The organism is Shimia sp., from assembly GCF_965227725.1.
In the GTDB taxonomy this organism is placed as follows: Bacteria; Pseudomonadota; Alphaproteobacteria; order Rhodobacterales; family Rhodobacteraceae; genus Shimia.
Genome location: NZ_CBDDGH010000005.1, coordinates 1 through 23,060, shown reverse-complemented (window position 1 = coordinate 23,060; position 23,060 = coordinate 1). Strand labels below are relative to the sequence as shown.

At 59.8% G+C, this 23,060-nt stretch carries 25 protein-coding genes and 1 pseudogene; 11 read left to right on the top strand and 15 right to left on the bottom strand.

The annotated features are described in order from the left end of the window. Positions 1–43: 43 nt before the first annotated feature. Positions 44–1,711, top strand: a complete 1,668-nt coding sequence (gene ettA / locus ACO07T_RS10535) for an energy-dependent translational throttle protein EttA (protein ID WP_209061092.1) — start codon at positions 44–46, stop codon at positions 1,709–1,711. 162 nt (positions 1,712–1,873) lie between these two features. Here ettA and ACO07T_RS10530 read toward each other — a convergent pair whose 3' ends face one another. Continuing rightward, the gene (locus ACO07T_RS10530; RefSeq protein WP_422049371.1) at positions 1,874–2,353 is read right to left on the bottom strand and encodes an REP-associated tyrosine transposase; all 480 of its coding nucleotides are present in this window, start codon (positions 2,351–2,353) and stop codon (positions 1,874–1,876) included. Positions 2,354–2,537: 184 nt separating this feature from the next. Between ACO07T_RS10530 and ACO07T_RS10525 the strand changes: the two genes are divergently transcribed. Together ACO07T_RS10525 and ACO07T_RS10520 are read left to right on the top strand one after the other, a co-directional pair. Next, positions 2,538–2,957 carry a hypothetical protein gene (locus tag ACO07T_RS10525; protein ID WP_422049370.1) on the top strand — a complete coding sequence of 140 codons (420 nt, stop codon included), beginning with the start codon at positions 2,538–2,540 and terminating at the stop codon, positions 2,955–2,957. A gap of 116 nt (positions 2,958–3,073) precedes the next feature. Continuing rightward, positions 3,074–3,289, top strand: coding sequence for a hypothetical protein (locus ACO07T_RS10520; RefSeq protein ID WP_422049368.1), 216 nt, complete (start codon positions 3,074–3,076; stop codon positions 3,287–3,289). Between the two features lie 12 nt (positions 3,290–3,301). On the opposite strand, the gene ACO07T_RS10515 is transcribed toward ACO07T_RS10520, so the two are convergent. Next, complete coding sequence (locus ACO07T_RS10515) at positions 3,302–3,745, bottom strand: BrnA antitoxin family protein (RefSeq protein WP_422049366.1); 444 nt, start codon at positions 3,743–3,745, stop codon at positions 3,302–3,304. A gap of 101 nt (positions 3,746–3,846) precedes the next feature. Then, positions 3,847–4,254 (bottom strand): acyl-CoA thioesterase, encoded by a 408-nt coding sequence (locus ACO07T_RS10510; RefSeq protein WP_422049364.1) that lies wholly within the window; start codon positions 4,252–4,254, stop codon positions 3,847–3,849. A gap of 83 nt (positions 4,255–4,337) precedes the next feature. Between ACO07T_RS10510 and ACO07T_RS10505 the strand changes: the two genes are divergently transcribed. Continuing rightward, positions 4,338–5,495, top strand: coding sequence for an NAD(P)/FAD-dependent oxidoreductase (locus ACO07T_RS10505; RefSeq protein WP_422049363.1), 1,158 nt, complete (start codon positions 4,338–4,340; stop codon positions 5,493–5,495). Positions 5,496–5,719: 224 nt separating this feature from the next. Here the strand turns inward: ACO07T_RS10505 and ACO07T_RS10500 are convergent, their stop codons facing one another. The 5 genes from ACO07T_RS10500 to ACO07T_RS10480 are packed head-to-tail and all read right to left on the bottom strand — an operon-like array spanning position 5,720 to position 9,746. Next, positions 5,720–6,709 (bottom strand): ABC transporter substrate-binding protein, encoded by a 990-nt coding sequence (locus ACO07T_RS10500; protein ID WP_209061106.1) that lies wholly within the window; start codon positions 6,707–6,709, stop codon positions 5,720–5,722. 38 nt (positions 6,710–6,747) lie between these two features. Then, positions 6,748–7,593 (bottom strand): ABC transporter permease, encoded by an 846-nt coding sequence (locus ACO07T_RS10495; protein ID WP_422049362.1) that lies wholly within the window; start codon positions 7,591–7,593, stop codon positions 6,748–6,750. After that, positions 7,590–8,522 (bottom strand): ABC transporter permease, encoded by a 933-nt coding sequence (locus tag ACO07T_RS10490; protein ID WP_422049361.1) that lies wholly within the window; start codon positions 8,520–8,522, stop codon positions 7,590–7,592. Before ACO07T_RS10490 ends, ACO07T_RS10495 begins: the two co-directional genes overlap by 4 nt. Then, positions 8,519–8,950: a GNAT family N-acetyltransferase gene (locus ACO07T_RS10485; protein ID WP_422049360.1), complete on the bottom strand. Its 432-nt coding sequence runs from the start codon at positions 8,948–8,950 to the stop codon at positions 8,519–8,521. Before ACO07T_RS10485 ends, ACO07T_RS10490 begins: the two co-directional genes overlap by 4 nt. Next, a complete protein-coding gene (locus ACO07T_RS10480) occupies positions 8,943–9,746 on the bottom strand; it encodes an ABC transporter ATP-binding protein (protein WP_422049359.1) in 804 nt (267 codons plus the stop codon). Before ACO07T_RS10480 ends, ACO07T_RS10485 begins: the two co-directional genes overlap by 8 nt. A gap of 32 nt (positions 9,747–9,778) precedes the next feature. Here ACO07T_RS10480 and ACO07T_RS10475 point away from each other — a divergent pair, with 32 nt between their 5' ends. Continuing rightward, the gene (locus tag ACO07T_RS10475) at positions 9,779–10,195 is read left to right on the top strand and encodes a cupin domain-containing protein (protein ID WP_422049358.1); all 417 of its coding nucleotides are present in this window, start codon (positions 9,779–9,781) and stop codon (positions 10,193–10,195) included. A 5-nt stretch (positions 10,196–10,200) separates the two neighbouring features. Here ACO07T_RS10475 and hydA read toward each other — a convergent pair whose 3' ends face one another. Further along, positions 10,201–11,658, bottom strand: coding sequence for a dihydropyrimidinase (gene hydA / locus ACO07T_RS10470; RefSeq protein WP_422049357.1), 1,458 nt, complete (start codon positions 11,656–11,658; stop codon positions 10,201–10,203). A gap of 226 nt (positions 11,659–11,884) precedes the next feature. Next, complete coding sequence (locus ACO07T_RS10465; protein WP_422049356.1) at positions 11,885–13,135, bottom strand: Zn-dependent hydrolase; 1,251 nt, start codon at positions 13,133–13,135, stop codon at positions 11,885–11,887. A 155-nt stretch (positions 13,136–13,290) separates the two neighbouring features. Here ACO07T_RS10465 and ACO07T_RS10460 point away from each other — a divergent pair, with 155 nt between their 5' ends. After that, complete coding sequence (locus tag ACO07T_RS10460; RefSeq protein ID WP_209061121.1) at positions 13,291–13,926, top strand: TetR/AcrR family transcriptional regulator; 636 nt, start codon at positions 13,291–13,293, stop codon at positions 13,924–13,926. Positions 13,927–14,013: 87 nt separating this feature from the next. Then, on the top strand, positions 14,014–14,631 hold the full coding sequence (locus ACO07T_RS10455) for a TetR family transcriptional regulator C-terminal domain-containing protein (protein WP_422049355.1): 618 nt from the start codon (positions 14,014–14,016) through the stop codon (positions 14,629–14,631). Between the two features lie 94 nt (positions 14,632–14,725). Here the strand turns inward: ACO07T_RS10455 and preA are convergent, their stop codons facing one another. Both preA and ACO07T_RS10445 read right to left on the bottom strand, forming a co-directional pair. After that, positions 14,726–16,030, bottom strand: coding sequence for an NAD-dependent dihydropyrimidine dehydrogenase subunit PreA (gene preA, locus ACO07T_RS10450; protein WP_422049354.1), 1,305 nt, complete (start codon positions 16,028–16,030; stop codon positions 14,726–14,728). Between the two features lie 17 nt (positions 16,031–16,047). After that, positions 16,048–17,370, bottom strand: a complete 1,323-nt coding sequence (locus ACO07T_RS10445) for an NAD(P)-dependent oxidoreductase (protein WP_422049353.1) — start codon at positions 17,368–17,370, stop codon at positions 16,048–16,050. 400 nt (positions 17,371–17,770) lie between these two features. On the opposite strand from ACO07T_RS10445, the gene ACO07T_RS10440 reads away from it, so the two are divergent. Beyond that, the gene (locus ACO07T_RS10440; protein WP_209061130.1) at positions 17,771–17,977 is read left to right on the top strand and encodes a cold-shock protein; all 207 of its coding nucleotides are present in this window, start codon (positions 17,771–17,773) and stop codon (positions 17,975–17,977) included. Between the two features lie 122 nt (positions 17,978–18,099). Here ACO07T_RS10440 and ACO07T_RS10435 read toward each other — a convergent pair whose 3' ends face one another. Then, entirely contained in the window at positions 18,100–20,007 is a 1,908-nt protein-coding gene (locus ACO07T_RS10435) for an adenylate/guanylate cyclase domain-containing protein (protein WP_422049352.1), read from the bottom strand. Between the two features lie 144 nt (positions 20,008–20,151). Between ACO07T_RS10435 and ACO07T_RS10430 the strand changes: the two genes are divergently transcribed. Next, entirely contained in the window at positions 20,152–20,970 is an 819-nt protein-coding gene (locus ACO07T_RS10430; RefSeq protein WP_422049351.1) for a DUF2189 domain-containing protein, read from the top strand. Positions 20,971–20,989: 19 nt separating this feature from the next. Here ACO07T_RS10430 and ACO07T_RS10425 read toward each other — a convergent pair whose 3' ends face one another. Then, entirely contained in the window at positions 20,990–21,466 is a 477-nt protein-coding gene (locus ACO07T_RS10425) for an Lrp/AsnC family transcriptional regulator (protein WP_209077904.1), read from the bottom strand. A 143-nt stretch (positions 21,467–21,609) separates the two neighbouring features. Here ACO07T_RS10425 and ACO07T_RS10420 point away from each other — a divergent pair, with 143 nt between their 5' ends. Together ACO07T_RS10420 and ACO07T_RS10415 are read left to right on the top strand one after the other, a co-directional pair. Beyond that, a complete protein-coding gene (locus ACO07T_RS10420; RefSeq protein WP_422049350.1) occupies positions 21,610–22,074 on the top strand; it encodes a DUF2000 domain-containing protein in 465 nt (154 codons plus the stop codon). Positions 22,075–22,109: 35 nt separating this feature from the next. After that, the gene (locus tag ACO07T_RS10415) at positions 22,110–22,712 is read left to right on the top strand and encodes a LysE family translocator (protein ID WP_422049349.1); all 603 of its coding nucleotides are present in this window, start codon (positions 22,110–22,112) and stop codon (positions 22,710–22,712) included. Here ACO07T_RS10415 and ACO07T_RS10410 read toward each other — a convergent pair. Then, positions 22,628–23,060, bottom strand: a pseudogene (locus ACO07T_RS10410) (hypothetical protein); the annotation flags it as partial. The gene ACO07T_RS10415 and the pseudogene ACO07T_RS10410 sit on opposite strands and share 85 nt — an antisense overlap.

The following is a 23,060-nucleotide window of genomic DNA, read 5'->3' as shown; positions in this document are numbered from 1 at the left end:
ATCACACGCTCTAACGTGATTTTGGCGAACGGAGTCGGCTCCCATGGCATCTTATCAATATGTCTACCACATGCAGGGTGTGTCCAAGACCTACCCCGGTGGTAAAAAATGTTTTGAAAACATCCACCTGTCCTTCCTTCCGGGCGTGAAAATCGGTGTGGTCGGCGTCAACGGCGCCGGTAAATCCACCCTGATGAAGATCATGGCGGGTCTCGACAAAGACTTCACCGGTGAGGCGTGGTCTGCCGAGGGCGCCAAAGTCGGCTACCTGCCACAGGAGCCGCAGCTGGATGAGAGCCTCTCTGTGCGTGAAAACGTCATGCTGGGTGTGAAGGAAAAGAAAGACAAAGTTGATCGGTTCAACGCCATCGCCATCGAAATGGCGGAGAACTACACCGACGAGTTGATGGAAGAGATGACCGTCCTTCAGGACGCCATCGACAGCGAAAACCTCTGGGATCTGGACAGCCAGGTCGACATCTCCATGGAGGCCCTGCGCTGCCCGCCCGATGATGCCAATATCGCCGATCTCTCCGGTGGTGAGAAACGCCGTGTCGCGCTCTGCAAACTGCTGCTGGAAGCGCCCGACATGCTGCTGCTTGACGAACCGACCAACCACCTCGATGCGGAAACCATCGCCTGGCTGCAACAGCACCTGATCGACTACAAAGGCACCATCCTCTGCGTCACCCACGACCGTTACTTCCTGGATGACATCACCGGTTGGATCCTAGAGCTCGACCGCGGCCGCGGCATCCCTTACGAGGGCAACTATTCTGCATGGCTGGAGCAGAAAGCCAAACGTCTGGAGCAGGAAGCCCGCGAAGACAAATCCAAGCAGAAAACGCTTGAGCGCGAACTTGAGTGGATGCGTCAGGGCCAGAAAGCCCGTCAGGCCAAATCCAAAGCGCGTATCGCCGCCTATAACGATCTGGCCAGCCAGTCTGAGCGCGAGAAAATCACCCGCGCGCAGATCGTCATTCCAAACGGCCCGCGCCTTGGCTCCAAGGTGATCGAAGTCAACGGGCTGTCCAAGCACTTTGGCGACAAGCAGCTCATTGAAAACCTCGAATTCTCCCTGCCTCCGGGTGGCATTGTCGGCGTGATCGGCCCCAACGGCGCCGGTAAATCCACGCTCTTCAAGATGCTCACCGGTCAGGAACAGCCTGACGAGGGCACCGTGGAATACGGCGACACCGTGAAGCTGAGCTATGTGGATCAGTCCCGCGATGATCTGAACGACAAAGACACCGTCTGGGAAGCCATCTCCGGCGGCGCCGAGATCATCGAGCTGGGCGATGCGCAGGTCAACTCCCGCGCCTATTGCTCTTCGTTCAACTTCAAAGGTGGCGATCAGCAGAAACCGCTGAACCTGCTCTCCGGTGGTGAGCGCAACCGCGTGCACATGGCGCGCCTGCTCAAAGAAGGCGGCAACGTGCTGCTGCTCGACGAACCGACCAACGATCTGGACGTCGAAACCCTCCGCGCCCTCGAAGACGCGCTGGTCGATTTCGCCGGCTGCGCCGTGGTCATCTCCCACGACCGCTTCTTCCTCGACCGGATCTGTACCCACATCCTCGCCTTTGAAGGCGACGCCCATGTGGAATGGTTCGAAGGCAACTTCGAGGACTACGAAGAAGACAAAAAACGCCGCCTCGGCCCAGATGCCCTGGAACCCAAGCGCCTGAAGCACAAGAAGTTCACGCGCTAACGCGCCATCGCACTACTCTGGAAACCAAAACACCCGCGCCCCCGCGCGGGTGTTTTCGTTCGCCCCCACGGGCAATCCCCGTAGGGTGCGCATTCACTGCGCACCACCGCCCAACGTCCACCGCACGCCACACGCAACAAAGGTGCTCGGCAACCGCGCACCCTACGCCCACCGCCCTGCGGCAATCTCTCGATGCACCGACGAAAACGGCCAATCCTCCGCCCGCGCGACAAACCCACGTTTCACCGGGTTCAGATGGCAATAGCGCACCGCAGCGTCATAATCTCGCTGATCCCGCACATGATGCTCCCAGAACCGCCGCTGCCACACCCCGCGCTCCCGGCGCGAGATATGGCTTGGGCGTAGCCTGCCTTTGGGCACATGTCGTGAAAACCGTGCTTTAATCAGTCGCCACCGTGTTGCGTAGTCGCTGTCCCCCGGCGGCAAGGTCCAGACCGCATGCATGTGGTCGGGCAAGACCACCCAGGCATCAATGTAAAACAACCGCTCAGACCGCGTACGCCGCACCGCGTCGCGTAAGGCCTCAACATGGCGCACCAGCAGGTCGCCACCACGCTGCGCTATATTCACGGTAAAGAAAATCGTCGCGCCCGGAACCCTGGGCCGCACATAACAAGACATCCCATAAGTCTGCCCAATCTTGGTTAACCAAACCCTACCCCGTAAGGTGCGAACTCGCTGCGCACCTCGCCGCGCCCCCCCCCCCCCACAAACACACCCCATCACACCCCCGCCATCCCTCTGTAACAACCCTTCCCCACGCCCCCGCGCATCCCCATCTCCATACCAACATCGGAGACACCCCATGCGCCACCTGATCCCAGCTCTTACCGCCGCCCTCCTCATGGCCGTGCTCATCCTCGTTGATGTGGCCCGCCCGCTCGGCGCACATCCGTGGTGGAGCCAGCAAACCCTGCTGATTGGCGCACCCCTTGGTCTCTTGCTGGCCACACTGGCGGGCCTGCGCCTCAATACACTCCCGCTGACTGTCGCTTTCCTGCTCGCCACGGCGCTTGCCTTTGGGGCCGCCAAATACGGTCAGCTCCAGTTTGCAGCCTCTTATGCCGAAGACCAGCTTGCCGGCCAGCTCTGGCATTTTGGCTGGATCGCCACCGGCCTTTTTACCGCCGCCACCCTCACCGCAGCCGCCGCCACTCTGATCGACACCTGGGCTGCAACAATCCGCTCATCCGCCAACCCATTGCGTAAAATAAGGAAAATCTGACACTCGGAAAACTTGGGCAAATTTGCGCCGACCGGGAAAATCAAAGCCCTTGCCAGGCCCTACTTCCGCCCTATTTAACCGACACAATGACGAGGCACACCGTGATAGGACACCCCATGGCACTCGCACTATTCATCCCCGGAAGTATCGCAGGTTTCATTATTGGCCTGATCCAGGTGTTTGTGCTGGGAGCCGGTGTCTGGACGGGGATCGCCACCTATTTCGGCTTCTCTCTGGGCTTCCCGCTGGCGGTGTTTGCCCTGACCTATCTCGCCTGCGCCCTGCGCCGCTCCGAAGACGAACGCGAAGAGATCACGCTGCACAAAGCCTGATCTCGCCACCACTCACGGCGCGTTCGTTTCGGCCTCACCTGACCGCGGCCCCAACAGCTGGCTTTGCGCCGCCTCTGTACTATCGCCATGATCGTCCATCGCCGCATCAATATGCAGCTCTTCGGCGATCTTCATCTGGGCCCATGTCGCCAACAGACGGTTGATCCGCGCCTGATAGCCTTTGCCCATCGCCCGATAAAACCGCGCCACGGATTTATCGAGGTACAGCGTCACCTTCTCCTTGCGCTCCTGCACCTCCAGATCCTGCTCCAGATGATGCCACGCCTCCGGCACCGCCTCCCGCAGGGCCGAGGTGACCCAGCTTTCCGTGGTCAGCATCAAGAGGTTTCGCCCCAATGCCGCCCGCGCCTGTCGCTGCGCCTTGGTGCCTTTGATCACCGCGCTTTGGGCGGCGCGGCGGCTGGGCCGATGTGGCGGACGGATCTCTTCTGACATGGCGCTCTCCTTTGCGCCCATGTCAGCGCCAAGCTTTTAACGCGCGGCCAATCCACCGCGCGCCGCCCGTTGCCCTCCCATGCCTTAGCAGTAAGCGCCACTCAGGCACCGGGCCAAGGCGTCTCTTCCTCGGGCACCGGCCGTGGACTGCCATCCTCGTCAATTGCCACATAGGTAAAGACCGCCTCGGTCACCTTTTCCGAAATCCCCTGCCGGTGGCGCACCGCCCAGGCTTCGATCTTGATCGCCATGGAGCTGCGGCCAACCCGCTCGACCCAGGCCCAGACGCAGAGGATATCCCCCACTCCGACCGGCCGGATAAATTTCATCGCATCCACCGCCACCGTGGTCACGCGCCCCTTGGCACGCTGCGCCGCGATGATCCCGCTCGCGATGTCCATCTGGCTTAACACCCAGCCGCCAAAGATGTCCCCGTTCACATTCACATCCGCCGGCATCGCCAGCACCCGCAATGTCGCTTCGCCTGCGGGCTGTTTCTCTTCGGTCATGGCTGGTCCTTTCACTTGCTGCGCCACCGTATCCGTCTGGCCTCGGAGGGAAAAGCTGATAGAAGCAAACCGAGGGATAAAGCATGACAGAGTTTGACATCATCATCATTGGTGCCGGTCCGGCAGGCAGTGCGGCGGCCGCTTGGGCTGCCAGACAAGGCCTGCGGGTCGCCTTGGTGGACAAGGCGCGCTTTCCGCGCAGCAAACTCTGTGGCGGCCTCTTCACAGAGCGCAGCCGCAGCTATTTCCGCGAGATTTTCGGGCAAGACCCTGATCTATCTCAGGCCGTCACCCGCCACAACTGCGCCCTCTGGTATGAGGGCGAAGAGCTGGCCAAGCTCGAAGACATCCCGCCCCTGCATCTGACCATGCGGCTGGACATTGATGCGCAAATGTTTGGCCACGCGCTGGCGGCGGGCGCGCAGGATTTCACCGGCCGCCCCGTGGCCAACCTCACCGACAGCTCCGTGACCTTCCGCGATGGCGACACGCTCACCTGCCGCGTGCTGATCGGCGCGGATGGGGTCAGCTCGATTGTCGCCAAACACCTCTTTGGCGCGGCGTTTGACACCAAGACCATCGGCTTTGGCCTTGAAATAGAGGCCCCGCTGGCGTTGCAAGACCCGCAAACCCAGCCCCTGCGCATTGATTTTGCCGCCGCCCAGTGGGGCTATGGCTGGTCCTTCCCCAAACAGGGCTCCACCACCGTGGGCATCGGCGGCCTGAGGGCTGAGAACCCGGATATGAAGGCGCAGATGGCCGCCTATCTCACCACCTTGGGCCTGCCGACTGACGCGGTGAAGGTCAAAGGCCACCACCTGCCTTTTGGCGATTTCCGCCCCCACCCCGGACGCGCCTCTGTGCTGCTGGCCGGAGACGCCGCCGGGCTGGTGGATCCGATCACCGGTGAGGGCATCGCCTTTGCCATGAAGAGCGGCCAACTCGCCGCACAAGCCGCATGCGATGCCCTTCTGGCTCAGGCGCCGCAGACCGCGCTGGCCCGCTATCAAAAAGCGCTCAAGGACATGCACCGCAACCTGCGCATCGCCTGCGCCCTGCGTCATGTGATCTTTGGGCCGCGCTGGCAGAAGACGCTAATGGCCAGCTTCCGCCGCTCCGGCACCATGCGCATGATGTATATGCAGCTTCTGGCCGGTCAGGTGGAATACCCCGAGCTCGCCCGCCGCCTGCTCCTGCGTTTGCCGAAATACCTGCTTACGGCTCTACGCCCCAGCCGCTAGATCACCGTCCAGCAAATCTGTAACGATTGTAACGGGTCACATAGACCAGCCCCCGACCCTGGGTGGGGGTGAAGCCCCCTCCCGTGGGGAGGGTCGGGGGCTGGTCGGCTTCGCCGCCTGCGTGCTGGTGGAAACCATGCGTTTTAGATCTTCAGGACGATGATTTTAAACAAAAAAGGCCGGGATCTCCCCGGCCTTTCGCAATTCTAGCACTAAGGTTTGGCTTACTTCAGCGCTTTGTCGGTGATGGCGTGGGTCCATGCACCTTCTGGGGTCGCAGTGATAACCGGATCAGAGCCGCCAGACATCAGGCTTGCCACCGTGCGCTCATAATCCGCCGGATCAAGTGCACCGTTGGAGCCTGCGGTCAGCTTGGCAATCTCGCCCATCATCCGCACCTGATGCTCTTCGGTCTGCGCACCGGTTTCGTCATACTCCAGCACGATCATCGCTGCGTCTTCCGGGTTCTCTTCAGCCCACTTCCAGCCCTTCATGGACGCGCGCACAAAGCGCACCATCTTGTCCTCAAAGGCCGGATCGGCAAGGTTTTCTTCCAGCGCATAAAGCCCGTCTTCCAGCGTCGCCACACCCTGATCTTCGTATTTGAATGTGGTCAGATCATCCGGGGTCAGGCCCGCATCAATCACCTGCCAGTATTCATTGTAGGTCATGGTGGACACACAGGCCGCCTGGCCGTTCAGGATCGGATCCACGTTAAAGCCCTGCTTGAGCACCTCAACACCGGCGTCGCCGCCATCGGTGCTCAGCTCCAGCTGCGACATCCAGCTCAGGAAGGGGAATTCGTTGCCAAAGAACCAAACGCCCAACGTTTTGCCGGCAAAGTCATCGGTGGTCGCCACACCCGCATCCTTGCGGCAGGTCAGCATCATGCCCGAAGATTTGAACGGCTGCGCGATGTTCACCATCGGCAGGCCTTTTTCACGGGCCGCCAGCGCCGCAGGCATCCACTCCACGGTCACGTCAGCGCCGCCACCGGCCAGCACCTGTGTCGGGGCAATGTCCGGGCCACCCGGCTTGATGGTCACATTCAGGTCTTCGTCCGAGTAAAACCCGTTTTCCAGCGCCACGTAGTAGCCTGCAAATTGGGATTGGGTCACCCACTTAAGCTGAAGGGTCACATCATCTGCGGCCAGTGCAGCAGATCCCAGCAGGGAAAAGGCCGCGGCCGTAAGAGAGGAAGTCGAGAGTTTCATGCAAGTTTCTCCTTGTTGAATATCATTTGGGTTGTTGTTCAACCTCTTTGTGATGGGTGCCAGAAGGTCACCCGTTTTTCGATCCATGCGACAACCCCGTAAAAGGCGCTGCCCACAAGTGCTGAGACAAAAATCTCAGCCCAGACCAAATCTATTGAAAGACTGCCAACGCCGGTCGAGATACGAAACCCCATGCCCCGCGTGGGCGAACCAAAATACTCCGCAACAATGGCACCGATCAAAGCAAGGGTTGTGGCAATCTTCAACCCATTGAAAATGAAAGGCAGTGCGGCAGGAATACGCAGCTTCAGCAACGTCTGGAAATAACCCGCCGCATAGGTGCGCATCAGATCCCGCTGCATCGCGTCCGTGGCGCGCAAGCCCTGCACCGTGTTCACCAGAATGGGAAAGAACACCATCACCACCACAACGGCCGCTTTGGAGTGCCAGTCAAAGCCGAACCAGTTCACCAGAATTGGGGCCACGCCGACAATCGGCAAAGCGGCGACAAAGTTGCCAATCGGCAGCAGACCACGGGTCAGAAACGCACTGCGGTCAATCAGCAGCGCCGCAATAAAGGCCGCCGCCGCCCCCATCAGAAAGCCGCGCAACGCGCCTTTCACAACGGTCTGCACAAAATCGACCCACAGAAGGTCTGTGGATTGGGCAAACACCACCATCACCTGGCTGGGAGGCGGCAAGATCACCTGGCTGACCCCAAAGCCGCGCACAAGGCATTCCCAGAGCACCAGAATGGTGATCCCAAACAGCACCGGCACCGAGATGCGCACCGCCGTCATTTCCGCATAAGCCGAGTTTGCGAACCAAACATTGGTGCGCCAGGCAGCCGCCCAAAACACCAGCATTGCAACAATCCAGATCATGAGTTGAACCCCATCTTGCGCAGCGTGACCCGCTGGGTGATGTCAATCAGAGTGACCAGAATACCGGCCAGCACAGCGGCACAGACCAGCGCCGACCAGATCGCCAGCGGCGTGCCAAACTGATCCCCGATCAGAATACGCGCACCCAACCCGCTGATCGCACCCGTTGGCAGCTCGCCCACAATCGTGCCCACCAAAGCGGCGGCAATGCCGACCTTCAGCGCGGTGAAAAGATAAGGCACACTTGCCGGAAGACGCAGTTTCAGAAAGCTCTGCAACCCACTGGTGTTATAGGTTTTTAGGAGATCCAGCTGCTCGCCCGTCGGAGAGCGCAGGCCTTTGACCATGGACACCAGCACCGGGAAGAAACACAGATAGGCAGAGATGATCGCTTTAGGTACCCCGCGTCCCTCGATGCCCACCTGATTGGAGACCACGATAATCATCGGCGCCAGCGCCACAATCGGCACGGTCTGGCTGATGATCGCCCAGGGCATCACACTCATGTCCACCACACGGCTGTAGACAATGGCAACCGCACCCAGAATGCCCACGGTGGTGCCCAGCAGGAACCCCCAAAGGGTGGACTGCAACGTCACCCAGGCATGATAGATCAACGAGCGTTTGGACCATGTCCGCCCCTTGGCCACCATCGCGCCCGTGGTCTTCCACAGCTCCTCGCCCACCTGCGCCGGTGTCGGCAGTCGTGGACGTTTCAGATCATAGCCCGCCGCCACCAGCGACGGGTTGTCGAGCATCAGCTTAAAGACCGACACATCGCGGCGTTCCACCGAGCCTTCCGGCACCACAACCGCGCCACCCCGTTCGGCAATATCCAGCGCCGGGCGCACGTTCATCGGCGCCACCGCCAACCACCAGATGCCCACAATCGCCGCCAGTACGGTCAAAATCGGGAGTAGATTTCTCATCGCTGCCACTCCATCCGCACTTCACGCACCGTGTTTGGCGGCTCCGCGTCATGGCGGCTCACCTCGACAAACCCTTCGCGTTTGTAGAACTTCTGCGCTTTCAGGTTCGGCTCATGGGTGGTGAGCCAGAGGAAATCGCGCCCCTCTTTCACCTTGTCCATCAGCGCTTTGCCCAGCCCCTGCCCGCTCTTGCGGCAATAGAGACCACCCACGCGGGTGGCTTTGGGATCATAGGAGAGATAGCCCTCAATCGGTTCCCCCGCGACCCACATCTCCCGCGCGGGCATGGCCTCACGGATAAACCCGGAAATCTCCTCCGGCCCGTAGGGCGAGCTCATCCACTCCGTCGCGGCCTCCCAGTCACAGACAATCTGCGCCATCGCCCCGACATCCTCAGGCGTCGCCCGTCTGATGTGCAGCTCAGTCATTTTCATGCCCCGCCCGCAGGCCATCCCGCACCCGATGCGAAATGTCGATGAACTCCTGACTGTCGCGAATATCCAGCGGCCGCTCTCTTGGCAGCGTGCTCTCGATCACATCATGAATGCGCCCCGGACGCGGACTCATCACCACAATCTTGGTCGACAGGTAAACCGCCTCAGGAATCGAGTGGGTGACAAAGCCAATGGTCTTATTGGTGCGCGCCCACAGCTCCAAAAGCTGCTCATTGAGGTGGTCACGTACAATCTCATCCAGCGCACCAAACGGCTCATCCATCAACAGGATATCGGCGTGAAAGGCCAGCGCGCGCGCAATGCTGGCCCGCTGCTGCATCCCGCCGGACAGCTGCCAGGGGAACTTCTTCTCAAAGCCCTCCAGATGCACCAGCTCCAGCACCTCTTTCACGGATTTGTCCTGCTCGGCCTTGTCCACGCCCATGATTTCCAGCGGCAGGCGAATGTTGCCGCCAATGGTGCGCCACGGATACAGCCCCGCGTGCTGGAACACATAACCATAGGCGCGGCTCTTCCGCGCCTCCTGCGGGCTCACCCCATTGACGGTGATTTCCCCCGCCGTGGGCTGTTCCAGATCAGCCATACAGCGCAGAAATGTGGTCTTCCCGCAGCCCGAAGGCCCGATGAAAGAGACAAAGTCCCCCTTTTTGATATCAAGGTTCACATCCTTAAGCGCATGCACCGGACCATCGTTGGTCTCAAAGGTCAGGCTCAGGTTCTTGGCGCTGATCACGGTTGACACACCGTTCTCCCCATCTGTCATAGTCATATCATTATTGCCTTTTTCGGGAGCACGCCCCCATGACATCTTCTTCCATGCCCACCAAATGCCAAAAGCTGCGCCCAGGCGGCACTTATGCCGGCAAACAGGGGTTCAGCTATTTTGAGGGCATCGCCCGCGAAACCACCGGTGCTCAGGGCATCTGCATGCACATCCTGCGCATCCCGCCCGGCGGTCGCGCCAAAGCCCATCTGCATGAAAGCCATGAAACGGCGATCTATGTGATGGAAGGCTCTGCCGCGATGTACTGGGGCGAAAAGCTTGAACACTATATGGAAACCGATCCGGGCGATCTGGTCTATATCCCTGCGGGCGTGCCCCACCTGCCGATCAACACCGGCTCGGTAGAGGCTGTGGCCATCATCGCGCGCACCGACCCGCACGAGCAGGAAAGCGTGCGCCTCCTGCCCGAGCTTGAGGATCTGGTGCCCGCCTAAGCGCATCACACACCCGTGGCCGGAATGCCGCTGCGCTCCACCGGGCGCGGCGCGCTCAGCTCTTTCCACGTGCTCAGCGCCTTGTTGACCGTGGTGTTGGCTTCACGCTCCACAAACTTGCCATGGCCTTCCTGCGTGCGGATCTCGCCGTCATGCACCGCCACATGGCCCCGTGTCAGGGTAAAGCGCGGCAGGCCTTTGACCTCTTGCCCTTCAAACACGTTGTAATCAATCGCGCTCTGCTGGCTGCTTGCGGAAATCGTCTTGGTCTTGGCCGGATCCCAGACCACAAGGTCCGCATCCGCCCCAACCAGAACCGCGCCCTTCTTGGGATAACAGTTCAGGATTTTCGCAATATTGGTGGAGGTCACGGCGACAAACTCATTGGGCGTCAGACGGCCGGTTTCCACACCATGTGTCCAGAGCATCGGCATCCGGTCCTCAAGCCCGCCGGTGCCGTTCGGGATCTTGGAGAAGTCGCCCACGCCATAGCGCTTCTGTTCGGTGGTGAAGGCGCAATGGTCGGTGGCCACTACACTCAGGCTGCCCGATTGCAGACCGGCCCAGAGGCTGTCCTGATGCTGCTTGTTGCGGAACGGAGGTGACATCACCCGGCGTGCGGCGTGATCCCAATCCGGGTTGAAATACTCGCTCTCATCCAGTGTCAGATGCTGAATGAGCGGCTCGCCCCAAACGCGCTTGCCCTGCATCCGCGCCCGCCGGATCGCTTCATGGGCCTCTTCACAGGAGGTGTGCACCACATAAAGCGGCACACCGGCCATATCGGCAATCATGATCGCGCGGTTGGTGGCTTCGCCTTCCACTTGTGTCGGGCGCGAATAGGCATGGCCTTCCGGCCCCACATTGCCCTCTGCCAGCAGCTTGGCGGTCATCTCCGCCACCACATCGCCGTTCTCGGCGTGCACCATGGCAATCCCGCCCAGCTCAGCAAGACGGTTGAAAGAGGCAAAGAGCTCATCGTCATTCACCATCAACGCGCCCTTATAGGCGAGGAAATGCTTGAATGTGTTGATGCCGCGCTGCTCAATCACGGTCTTCATATCGTTGAAGACCTGCTCGCCCCACCAGGTCACCGCCATGTGGAAAGAGTAGTCACAGTTCGCGCGGGTGGATTTGTTGTCCCAGCGCTTGATCGCATCCAGCAGGCTCTCGCCCTGATTTGGCAGACAGAAATCCACCACCATCGTGGTGCCGCCTGCCAAACCGGCGCGCGTGCCGCTCTCAAAATCATCGCTGGAATAGGTGCCCATAAACGGCATTTCCAAATGCACATGTGGGTCAATCCCGCCCGGCATCACGTAGCAGCCGGTCGCATCCAGCTCTTCGTCGCCCTTGAGGCCTTTGCCAATCTCGATGATCACGCCGTTCTCGATCAGAACATCCGCCTCATAAGACAGATCCGCCGTCACAACGGTGCCGTTTTTAATGACTTTCGTCGCCATGTCTTCACTCCCTGAATAACCCGCGCATGATGCGCTCAATTCCCCCCCCGGCTTCCTCTTGCGGGAAATATCCCGGGGGTGTGGGGGCTGGCCCCCACCTATTCTGCGTGTGGGAACTGGCCCCCACCTATCCTGTGCGTAGGGGCTGGCCCCCACTCAAATCACTGTGCGGAGAGTGCCCCCGCACACATTCGGTGGCCGGAGACAGAGCCCCGGCATCCCGTGTTTATTCCACGATCTCCGCGGTCTCGAGCACCGCATGCAACAGCACATCCGCGCCCGCTGCCGCCCATTCTTTGGAAATCTCTTCGGCCTCATTGTGGCTCAGACCATCCACACAGGGGCACATCACCATGGCTGTTGGCGCCACTTGATTGATCCAGCAGGCATCATGGCCTGCGCCGGAAATAATATTGGTGTGGCTATAGCCCAGACGCTCCGCGGCATTGCGCACAGCTGTCACGCAGCCCTCATCAAACTTCACCGGATCAAAGCCGCCCACCTTCTCAAAGGAGATCGTGAGCCCCATGTCATCGGCGATTTTCTGACCTTCCACCTTCAGGCGGGCTTCCATGTCCTCAATCACCGACAGCTCAGGGCTGCGGAAATCCACGGTAAAGACCACCTTGCCGGGGATCACATTGCGCGAGTTCGGGTAGACATCGATATGGCCCGCCGCGCCCACCGCATGGGGCGCATGGGAAAAGGCGATCTCATCCACCTTGTCCAAGATCCGCGCCATGCCAAGGCCCGCGTTCTTGCGCATCGGCATCGGGGTGGAGCCGGTGTGCGCGTCCTTGCCTTCGATGGTCACCTGCGTCCAGCTCAGGCCCTGACCATGGGTGACAACCCCGATGTCCTTGCCTTCGGCTTCCAGAATAGGCCCCTGCTCGATGTGCAGTTCAAACATCGCGTGCATCTTACGCGCGCCCACTTCCTCATCGCCACGCCAGCCGATCCGCGCCAGCTCATCGCCGAATTTCTTGCCTTCCGCATCTTCGCGGTCGTAGGCCCAATCCTGCGTGTGAACACCCGCAAACACGCCCGACGACAGCATCGCCGGCGCAAACCGCGTGCCTTCCTCATTGGTCCAGTTGGTCACAACAATCGGGTGTTTGGTCTTGATGCCAAGGTCCTTCATCGTGCGCAGCAGCTCCAGACCGCCCAGCACCCCAAGCACACCGTCATATTTGCCGCCCGTGGGCTGGGTATCAAGGTGGCTGCCCACATAGACTGGCAGCGCCTCAGGGTCCGTGCCGGGATATGTGGCAAACATATTGCCCATGGTATCCAGCCCCATGGTGCAGCCCACATCCTCACACCATGTCTGGAACAGCGCGCGCCCTTCGGCGTCTTCATCGGTCAGCGTCTGTCGGTTGTTGCCGCCGGCCACACCGGGGCCAATCTTGGCCATTTCCATCAGACTGTCCCAAAGACGGTCGCCATTCACCTTCAGGTTTTCACCGGGTGCACTCATGATTTCACTCCCTATTTTCGGCCCGGGTTCCTGACCCTTTCGGATCGGTCCCTCACTGGCGGGGCTCTTGCTTTCACGGCCATCCTGACCGTATGGTCAATTTCAGAGCACCACAGCCTGACCATTCGGTCAAGAAATTTCTCAAGGCCCCATTCATGACCTCCACACGTACAACCAACAGCAAAAAACTGCGTCGCAAAGAGGCGGAAACGCTGATTTTATCAGCAGCAGAAAAAGTCTTTGCAGAGGCGGGTTTTGGCGGCGCCACCATGCAGCTGATTGCCGATGTGGCCGGCCTGCCCAAGGCAAACCTGCATTATTACTTTCCTACCAAGGAGTTACTCTATCGGCAGGTGGTTCAGAACATCTTTGAAATCTGGCTTCAGGCGGCCGATTCCTTTGACAACGCCGAAGGGCCGGAAGACGGCATTGGCGCCTATATTGATGCCAAGATGGAAATCTCCCGCCGCCACCCGGACGGCTCCAAGGTCTGGGCCAGCGAAGTGATGCACGGCGCGCCAGTTATTCAGGATTATCTGGAAACCACGCTCACCGACTGGACCAACGGCAGAATCAAGGTGATTGAACGCTGGATTGCCGAGGGGCGCATGCAGCCGATTGATCCGCGCCAGCTGCTCTATATGCTCTGGGCCACAACCCAGCATTATGCCGACTTCGGCCATCAGATCGAAACCCTCAACCACGGCGCGCCGCTCTCGGACGCGCAATGGGAAGAGGCAAAAAACACCATAAAAGCCATCATTTTGCGCGGTATCGGCACCATTTCCTGACCAATCGCACAGCAAAACCTTTGCCCTACTGGACCGCGCCTGCGCCCTCCAGTAGCCTCACTTGCAAAGAGCAATGGAACATCACGAATGCCTGAGGCCCAAACGCGCAAACCCAGCCGCATCCAGCAACGCAATCGCAAACGCATCCTCGATGCCGCGCTCGAAGTGTTCTCCAGCCACGGCTATCGCGGCGCAACGCTCGATCTGATTGCCGATGAGGCCGGTCTGTCAAAGCCCAATATTCTCTATTATTTCAGCGGCAAAGAGGACATTCATGTCACCCTGCTCAACCAGCTGATGGAAACCTGGCTCGACCCGCTTGAGGATATGGACGCTGAAGGTGACCCGCTCGAAGAGATCATGAGCTACGTCCACCGCAAGCTGGAAATGAGCCGCGAGTTCCCGCGTGAGAGCCGCCTCTTCGCCAATGAAATCCTGCAAGGCGCGCCGCGTATGGCACCGCATCTGCAAACCGGCCTGAAACCGCTCTTTGACAGCAAAACCGCCCTGATCCGCAAATGGGTGGCAGAGGGCCGTCTGGCTCAGGTCGAGCCGCGCCACCTGCTGTTTTCGATCTGGGCCACCACGCAGCACTACGCCGATTTTGACGCGCAGGTGCGGGTGCTGACCGAAGGCGAAACCAATGTGCTCGACGGCGCAGACGCTTTCCTCGACCAGATGTTCCGCAAACTTCTCTCGGTCTGAGGCCGCGCGCCGCCCGCGCAAATCCTTCACACCAAACGCAAAACGCCGCTGCATCTCCTGCAGCGGCGCTTCTTTTTAATATGGTCGTGACGCCTTACTCAGCAGCCGTCGCCGTTGGGTTGTTCGGATGGCTGGTCCAGTTGCCATATTCCGCAGCAACCGGCGTGTTTGTGCGCTCATCCATCTCGCCCGCATCCAGCGTGCGCATGGTGATGCAGTTCTCCACCGGACACACGTTGACGCAGAGGTTACAGGCCACGCATTCATCATCCTTCACGGTGAACACACGGTCCTCAGACATCTCAATCGCCTGGTGGCTGGTGTCTTCACAGGCCGCATAGCAGCGACCGCATTTGATACAATCGTCCTGATTGATCACCGCTTTGGTCACGTGATTGAGGTTCAGATACTGCCAGTCGGTGACATTGGGTGTCGCCATGCCGACAAAAGCAGCGGTGGAGGTATAGCCCTTCTCATCCATCCACTGGGACAGGCCAGAGATCATCTCCTGCACAATCTTAAAGCCATAGGTCATCGCCGCTGTACAAACCTGCACGTTGCCCGCGCCCAGCGCCATGAACTCTGCCGCATCGCGCCATGTGGTCACGCCGCCAATGCCGGAAATCGGCAGACGCGCGGTCTCTGGGTTGCGCGCAATTTCGGCCACCATGTTGAGCGCAATCGGCTTCACCGCCGGGCCGCAATAGCCGCCGTGGGTGCCTTTGCCGTCAATCATCGGCTCCGGGCTCATCGCATCAAGGTTCACCGAAGTGATGGAGTTGATCGTGTTGATCAGGCTCACCGCATCCGCCCCGCCGCGCAGCGCCGCTTCGGCGGGGTAGAGAATATTGGTGATGTTGGGCGTCAGCTTCACAATCACCGGCAGGTCGGTGGCCTCTTTACACCAGCGCGACACCATCTCGATATAGTCCGGCACCTGTCCCACAGCGGAGCCCATGCCACGCTCGGCCATCCCGTGCGGGCAGCCAAAGTTCAGCTCAAACCCGTCACAGCCAGTTTCCGCGATCATCGGCAGGATTCGCTTCCACTCATCTTCTTCGCACGGCACCATCACCGAAGCGATCAGCGCGTGATCTGGATAGTCCCGCTTCACCCGCGCCATTTCCTCAAGGTTCACCTCCAGCGGACGGTCGGTGATCAGCTCGATGTTGTTAAGCCCCAACAGACGGCGATCCGCGCCGTGGATCGCGCCATAGCGCGGGCCGTTGACGTTCACCACCGGCGGGCCTTCCGCCCCCAGCGTTTTCCAGACAACGCCACCCCAGCCCGCTTCAAAGGCGCGGCGCACGTTGTATTCCTTATCCGTTGGCGGCGCAGAGGCGAGCCAGAACGGGTTGGGGGATTTGATCCCTACAAAATCACTTTCGAGATTGGCCATATCGCTTATCTCCTACCTTACGCCAACAGTGCAGCGTGAATGTCTTCGGCCGCATCGCGGCCCTCGGCTACGGCGGTCACGGTCAGGTCATCGCCGCCCGTGGCACAGTCGCCGCCGGCCCAGATGCCCTCAACAGAGGTCCGACCGGTTTCATCAACCTTGATCTTGCCCCACTCCAGCGCCGGCAGGCCGTCGCCTTCCAGTGTCTGACCAATCGCCTTGAACACCTGATCCGCCACCAGACGCACGCTTTGGCCGGTCGGCTTCAGATCATTGTCGGTGTACTCAAACTCGATCTCGCGCACCGCGCCATTGCCGATCACCGCCTTGGGCGAGGCATTGGTGATGATCCGCACGCCTTTGGAGGCCGCCAGATCCTGCTCAAATTCCGAAGCGTTCATCCGGTCTTTGCCACGGCGATAGACAAGGCTCACGTTCAGCGCGCCCAGCAGCTTGGCTTGCACAGCGGCATCCACCGCCGTCATACCGCCGCCGATCACCACAACATCACGCCCGATTTCCATCTGGGTAAGGTCTTTGGCCTGACGCAGCTCCGCGATGAAGTCGACCGCATCATCCACGCCGTCTTTGTCTTCGCCATCCACGCCCAGCGCGTTCACGCCGCCCAGACCGATGCCAAGGAACACCGCGTCAAATTCGGCCTTCAGACCGTCGAGCGACAGCCCCTCGCCCAGCTTCTTGCCAGTCTCAATGGTGATGCCGCCGATTTTCAGCAGCCAGTCCACCTCGCGCTCCGCAAAGCTGTCGACAGACTTATAGGCCGCGATGCCAAATTCGTTCAGACCGCCCGCTTTGTTGCGCGCGTCATAAACGGTCACGTCATGGCCATGCATCGCCAGACGGTGCGCCGCCGACAGACCCGCAGGCCCCGCGCCCACCACGGCCACTTTCTTGCCGGTGGAGGCTGCGCGCTCAAACGGATGCACACCGGCATCCACCAGCACATCTGTGGCGTAACGCTGAAGGCGGCCGATCTCTACCGGATTGCCTTCCGCTGTCTCGCGCACACAGACCTGCTCACAGAGTGTCTCGGTCGGGCACACCCGGGCGCACATGCCACCCAGAATGTTCTGATCCAAAATCGTCTTGGCCGCCGCTTCCGGCGTGCCGGTGGCGATCTGGCGAATGAACAGTGGAATATCGATATCTGTCGGACAGGCTGTCATGCAGGGCGCGTCGTGACAGAAATAACAGCGATCCGCCGCGACAAGCGCCTCGTGATCGTCAAACCGGGGGTGCAAATCCCCGAAATTTTCGGCCAGTTCCGCAGAGTTCAAACGCCCTGCTTGGATGCCGTTGCTGAACAGTGTGTTGGACATAAAACCTCCCCAGACACCTATTTGGCTACGCAATCAGGCTGGCACAGGCTTTTTTATCAATCAATCATTTTTTACCGAGCGGTCAAATTTAGACGACACCTCCCCAGTGCTTGTGCATTTTTTACGCAGCCGCCCAAAATACAGACCTACAACCAATGAGGGAAATTTTCCTGCTTTTGAGCGCAAAGATGCCGACAGGCGGCAAAATATCACTAAAAAGACCCTGTTTTCATTGGCTTGTTACACGAAAATCCTTGCAATACGCCGATACCCCCTTCAGATGGACGTGCTAAGTTTTCATCTTCGACCTTCTGCTCCGCTATCTGGCTCAGTCATTCGATCATGTGACCAAGCCGCGCTGTTGCATTCCGTGGACAGCATAAGATCAGGAGAGACGACGATGGCCACAGGCACCGTCAAATGGTTCAACACCACCAAAGGCTTCGGCTTCATTGCACCGGACGAAGGCGGCAAAGATGTGTTCGTGCACATTTCTGCAGTAGAGCGTTCCGGGCTGACCGGTTTGGCTGACAATCAGAAAGTCAGCTACGAGCTGCGCGCAGGCCGCGACGGCCGCGAAAGCGCCGTAGATCTGGCACTGCTCTAAGGCTGCCACCTTATGGTGAGAAAGGCGCTGCCCCCGCAGCGCCTTTTTTGTTTTGGGGGATGGGGGAGAGTGCGGTTGCTTGGAAAAGCTCTGGTTCGCACTTAGATCGCCGGATGATGTGATCATCCTTCCGGAACTCCCGCCTTCTTTAAACCTTCGATAAATCCTTGATGTCGCGCGTGAGTGGCGGGCGGCATGCTGTCGATCACACGCTTTATCGTCAGCCCCGGATAGCTTTGCATCAGCTTTTCCACGGCTTCGTCTGCCTCTTTCTGCCGCCCCGCTTCGGCGGAGAAGCTGGCGAGGTCGCGATAGGCCCATGTGACCCCAGGCCCGGCGGTGAGCCCTAATTTCACCGATTTGACGGCTTCATCATAGTCGCCAAGCACGCCCTTCGCGTAGCCTCTTCCAAATTGAATGTTAAAGAGAAATGGGTCTCGTGGGCTCAGGGCCTCGGCTTTATCAAACGCGGCCAGACCCTCGTCGATCTCTTGCAGATACACATGGTTCCACCCTTTGCGCATCCAGCCCCAGGCGGAATTCGGGTCGAGAAGCAAGGCTTGCTCCAAGAGAACACCGGCACGCTCGTGATCCAGCCCGGTCATGCCCAGCGCCGCTGCAATGGCCACCAGAGATGGCGCATGGCTGCCTGCCGAAAGCACCGCTGTCTCCGCATCCTCAAGCGCGCGTTCGCGCGACACCAAAGGCGTTTCACTCCACATATAAGTCGCTTGCTGAGCAAACGCCCACGCACGGAGCGCCTGAGCGCGAAAATCACTTGGGTCCAGCGACATAGCCGAGGTCAAAAGCTCAATTGAGCGTTCATTCTCAGAGCGCCGATGCGCCCAAAAATGCGGAAAGGCGCTCATATAGAGCTCATATGCTTTGCGCTCCATTGGTGCGACAGCCCGCGCGGCAGCGATCTCCGAAGCCCGGATCGAGGGAGAAATTGCACCGGCAACATGAGAGGCAATCTTGTCCTGAAGCTCAAAAAGATCCTTCAGCTCGTCATCATACCTCTGCGACCATAGATTTGCGCCAGTGATCGCCGAATTGAGCTGTACGGAAATGCGCACCCGAACGCCCGAGCGGCGAATAGCACCAGTGACAACATAGCGGCTGCCAAGTTCGCGCCCCACTTTGCGAATATCAACCATCCGCCCCTTGAAGCTGAACGCTGATTGCCGCGCGATCACGGATATGTCGCCCACGCTGGACAGGGCCGAAGTGATTTCATCGACAACCCCGTCAGCAAAGAACTCGTCTTCCCCACCAACTTCTTCAAAGGGCATAACCACAACCGCAGGTATTTGGGCCGGACTTGGCCGGGTATCGCAGATGGCCGGTCCGGTTATCCAAGCTTCAATCGGATTGGGGATGTTTTTTACAGAGACGTTCCCCATGGCCTTAAGCGCAACCAGAAGACGCCCTTCAACCTGATCTCGTGCCGCTCGCGAAAGACAAATTCCGCCCACAGGAGACATAGCCTCAAGCCTTGCCGCAACATTCACGGCGTCTCCGAAAATATCCCGCTCAAGAACGACCACATCGCCGACATGGATACCGATGCGGAACCGCAACCTCTCGTCCTCTGGCCGGTCGGTGTCGCGGTTTTCCATGGCGTCCTGAACCGCCAGCGCGGTTCGCACAGCTTCAACGGTGGATTGAAATTCAGCAAGAAACCCATCGCCCATCGTCTTAATGATCCGGCCACCTGATTGCTGAACCATCGGTTTTACAACCTCAGACCATATTGCGCGAAGACGGGAAACCACCCCCTCTTCGTCGACAGCCATAAGCCGGGAATAGGCCGCCAGATCAGCAATGACTATGGTTGTTAATCTTCTGATCGTGGCACCTCCCTGCTGCACCAGATTACCTTGCGTCAATTTCTCTACGAGAGCAATGATCCGGCGGTCTTGCTGATGGGCAACTAACCAAATGGCGAGCGATACTTTTAGCCCTTTGACACAACCGTCCCGCCCCCGATTGGAGACAACCCGCAACCACTTCAGGTTGCGGCCGATCATTGCTTCTTACCCCCAACCCTTGCCCCAAACGCCCCCCTCATGCACACTCTTCCCATAGGCGCGCGACAGGGAGGATCCGCGCGCCACTGCCGGAGCAGTCCCCAGATCACCCGGCACAGAGGCAAGCTTTGGGAGGAGTGTGTCATGACGTCCAAAACCGCAGGCCCCACCCCGCCGGGCAATCTGGCACCGCGTCCACAGAGCGTACTCAAGGTCAACAAGGTGACCGCAGCCGACATCACCGCCGCGCTCAAAGCAGGCTACGCCGATTTTTGCGCACACCCGGCGCTCAGCGGCTTCTTCGGGCTGTTTTATGTGGTCTTTGGCCTGCTGATGGTCTGGTGCCTGCTCTGGCTCAACCAGATCTGGATGATCATCCCCGCCATTGTCGGCTTCCCGCTGGTCGCGCCTTTCGCAGCCGCTGGCCTCTATGAGATCTCCCGCCGTCGGCAAAAGGGCGAGCCCTTTGGCTGGTCAGACATCCTCACCGTCATGGCCCATCAGCGCAAACGCGAGATGGGATGGATGGCCTTTGTCACCCTCTTTATCTTCTGGGTCTGGGTCTATCAGGTGCGGCTGTGGCTGGCGATCATCCTCAAAAACGCTTCATTTTCAGACCTCAACGGCTTTCTGACAACGGTCTTCTTCACGCCGGAGGGCTGGACCTTTCTGGCCGTGGGCACCTGTGTCGGCGCGGGCCTCTCTGCAGCGCTTTTTGCTGTCACCGTGGTGGCCATGCCCATGCTGCTGGACCGTGAGACCAATTTTGTCACCGCCATGCTCACCTCGGTGCGCACGGTCACGGAAAATCCGCTCGTGATGCTCACATGGGCGGCAATCATCTCTGCCACCATGCTGCTCTCGCTGCTTCCAGCCTTTCTCGGCCTGATCGTCACCCTGCCGATCCTAGGTCACACCACATGGCACCTTTATCAACGCGCCGTGCCACCTGAGGGCAGCTGAGCCTCCGCGCGCGCAAAGATCACAACATCGGCCAGCCGCTGTGCGGCTTGATCTCCTTGAGCGCAAAACTGCTCTCCATCGCTTTGATCCCCGGCATCCGGCGCAGATGCGTCATCGAGAATTCCGCATAGGCATCAAGATCCTGACAGACCACCTGCAACAGAAAATCCGCATTCCCGCCGATGGAATGGCACGACACGATCTGCGGATAATCCGCCACCGCCTTCTCAAAAGCACTGGCTTCTTCCGCTGAATGGGTGTCGATCTGAATGGTCACAAACACCAGCACGCCCAGCCCGATCTGCTTGCGGTCAATATCGGCTCGGTACCCCTTGATGTAGCCCTGCTCCTCAAGCCGCCGCGTCCGCCGCCAGCACGGCGATGTGGACATGCCCGTCGCCTCCGCCAGATCCGCATTGCTCAACCGCCCCTCGGCCTGTAGCGCTGCCAATATCCGCTTGTCCGCCGCATCAAGCGGATCCTGCCCCTGTCCCATGCCGTCACTCCTTTTGGCAATTCCTACCCGATACCGCCTACAGAAGGTAGATCTTACCTAAAAACCCACAAACCTAAACACAAACAGATGCAGATCACCCGTCTCAATGATGCTGTTCTTCCAGAAAACATCAGGAAGACATCATGCCAAACGACACCACGCCGCTCCCAGCCAAAGCCCTCCCCCTGCATGGCACCGGCGATCTGCGCCTTTCCATCATCACCTCACCCGAGCTGCCAACCGGGCACCTTGCCAACACGGTTGCCACCATTGCCGCAGGCCTCGGCGCGGCACACCCGGGCATCGGCAACGTCCCGCTGCCAGATGCCAATGGCTTGACCATCCTGAACTCCGCCGACCGCCCCATTCCGATCCTTCAAGCCGGTGCGGCCCAAATGCTTGAGATCATCCAGAAGGCGCAAGCCCACCGCCCCGATCTCACGCTGGTGGCCTTCCCCGAATTTGCCCGCAAGCTGCATTCCTTTGCCGATTATGAGGCGGCGTTCCCCCAGCGCGCCCTTGCCACCGAACCGCTCAGCGGCGTCGGGCTCTGCGGCCCCACAAAACTTGTGAAGTCCCTCACCGGCGCGCTGAAGCTTCTCCGATAAAACCGCCCCGCGCACTCAGACCAAAAGCAAAGCCCATGGACCTCTCACATCTGCTCCTCTTCAACGCCGCCCTGCTGACCGCAATCCTCAGCCCCGGCCCGGCCTTCTTTGTCGCCATGCAAAACACCCTATCCTCCGGCATCCGGGCAGGCATCGCCACCGGCCTTGGGCTTGGGCTGGTTGGCGCGCTTTGGACCGCGGCCGCCCTGCTGGGGCTGGATCTTGTCTTCAACTGGATGCCATTGGCCTATACCGCCGTGCGCGCCTGCGGCGGCCTCTACATCCTCTATGTCGCCTACCACATGTGGCGCGGCGCGGGCGCGCCGCTGGCGACCGTCGCCAAACCCGCGTCCCATGCCTTTGGTCAGGGCGTGATGATCAATGCGCTCAATCCCAAAACCGTGGTCTTCGCCGCCGCCATTCTGGCCACGATCTTCCCGCCAGACCTCAGCACATCAGAGACCGCCCTCATCATTGCAAACCACTTTCTCTTTGAGCTGAGCTTCTATGCCGCCATGGCCTTTGGTCTCAGCCGTCAGAAGGTGCGCGACGGCTACCGCGCCATAAAGCGGCCTCTGGATCGTCTCAGCGCCGTTGCACTTGGGGGATTGGGGGCGGCTCTGATGCTCAACAGATGAAATCTGGCGGGTTTTACTGCGCCCACACAATCACTGCGGCCATCCCCAGCATCGCTGAGGTGATCGGCCCCCACAGCCGCCGTTCCGGCACAGATGGTGTGATCCAATTGGCCAGACAGGCGAGCCCTTGCACGCCCAACGCCACCCAGCTTGTCCCAGATCGGCCATTGGGGCCGCCAGCCCGCAGCGGAAGTGATGGCCACCGCCATCCCCAGCAGAATCACCACAGAGACCGCCGCCGCAATCCGCCCGGACAGAGGCAAAGCGCCCTCATGCTGACCACCCTGCGTGATCCGCCCCCAGGGCGCTCCAAAGAGCAGCGCAAATTGAAATCCGATCACCGCCAGA

Bases quoted from the DNA above. Each gene is read 5' to 3' on its own strand.
- ettA (WP_209061092.1), top strand. From the start codon at position 44: ATGGCATCTTATCAATATGTCTACCACATGCAGGGTGTGTCCAAGACC.
- ACO07T_RS10530 (WP_422049371.1), bottom strand. From the start codon at position 2,353: ATGTCTTGTTATGTGCGGCCCAGGGTTCCGGGCGCGACGATTTTCTTT.
- ACO07T_RS10525 (WP_422049370.1), top strand. From the start codon at position 2,538: ATGCGCCACCTGATCCCAGCTCTTACCGCCGCCCTCCTCATGGCCGTG.
- ACO07T_RS10520 (WP_422049368.1), top strand. From the start codon at position 3,074: ATGGCACTCGCACTATTCATCCCCGGAAGTATCGCAGGTTTCATTATT.
- ACO07T_RS10515 (WP_422049366.1), bottom strand. From the start codon at position 3,745: ATGTCAGAAGAGATCCGTCCGCCACATCGGCCCAGCCGCCGCGCCGCC.
- ACO07T_RS10510 (WP_422049364.1), bottom strand. From the start codon at position 4,254: ATGACCGAAGAGAAACAGCCCGCAGGCGAAGCGACATTGCGGGTGCTG.
- ACO07T_RS10505 (WP_422049363.1), top strand. From the start codon at position 4,338: ATGACAGAGTTTGACATCATCATCATTGGTGCCGGTCCGGCAGGCAGT.
- ACO07T_RS10500 (WP_209061106.1), bottom strand. From the start codon at position 6,709: ATGAAACTCTCGACTTCCTCTCTTACGGCCGCGGCCTTTTCCCTGCTG.
- ACO07T_RS10495 (WP_422049362.1), bottom strand. From the start codon at position 7,593: ATGATCTGGATTGTTGCAATGCTGGTGTTTTGGGCGGCTGCCTGGCGC.
- ACO07T_RS10490 (WP_422049361.1), bottom strand. From the start codon at position 8,522: ATGAGAAATCTACTCCCGATTTTGACCGTACTGGCGGCGATTGTGGGC.
- ACO07T_RS10485 (WP_422049360.1), bottom strand. From the start codon at position 8,950: ATGACTGAGCTGCACATCAGACGGGCGACGCCTGAGGATGTCGGGGCG.
- ACO07T_RS10480 (WP_422049359.1), bottom strand. From the start codon at position 9,746: ATGACTATGACAGATGGGGAGAACGGTGTGTCAACCGTGATCAGCGCC.
- ACO07T_RS10475 (WP_422049358.1), top strand. From the start codon at position 9,779: ATGACATCTTCTTCCATGCCCACCAAATGCCAAAAGCTGCGCCCAGGC.
- hydA (WP_422049357.1), bottom strand. From the start codon at position 11,658: ATGGCGACGAAAGTCATTAAAAACGGCACCGTTGTGACGGCGGATCTG.
- ACO07T_RS10465 (WP_422049356.1), bottom strand. From the start codon at position 13,135: ATGAGTGCACCCGGTGAAAACCTGAAGGTGAATGGCGACCGTCTTTGG.
- ACO07T_RS10460 (WP_209061121.1), top strand. From the start codon at position 13,291: ATGACCTCCACACGTACAACCAACAGCAAAAAACTGCGTCGCAAAGAG.
- ACO07T_RS10455 (WP_422049355.1), top strand. From the start codon at position 14,014: ATGCCTGAGGCCCAAACGCGCAAACCCAGCCGCATCCAGCAACGCAAT.
- preA (WP_422049354.1), bottom strand. From the start codon at position 16,030: ATGGCCAATCTCGAAAGTGATTTTGTAGGGATCAAATCCCCCAACCCG.
- ACO07T_RS10445 (WP_422049353.1), bottom strand. From the start codon at position 17,370: ATGTCCAACACACTGTTCAGCAACGGCATCCAAGCAGGGCGTTTGAAC.
- ACO07T_RS10440 (WP_209061130.1), top strand. From the start codon at position 17,771: ATGGCCACAGGCACCGTCAAATGGTTCAACACCACCAAAGGCTTCGGC.
- ACO07T_RS10435 (WP_422049352.1), bottom strand. From the start codon at position 20,007: ATGATCGGCCGCAACCTGAAGTGGTTGCGGGTTGTCTCCAATCGGGGG.
- ACO07T_RS10430 (WP_422049351.1), top strand. From the start codon at position 20,152: ATGACGTCCAAAACCGCAGGCCCCACCCCGCCGGGCAATCTGGCACCG.
- ACO07T_RS10425 (WP_209077904.1), bottom strand. From the start codon at position 21,466: ATGGGACAGGGGCAGGATCCGCTTGATGCGGCGGACAAGCGGATATTG.
- ACO07T_RS10420 (WP_422049350.1), top strand. From the start codon at position 21,610: ATGCCAAACGACACCACGCCGCTCCCAGCCAAAGCCCTCCCCCTGCAT.
- ACO07T_RS10415 (WP_422049349.1), top strand. From the start codon at position 22,110: ATGGACCTCTCACATCTGCTCCTCTTCAACGCCGCCCTGCTGACCGCA.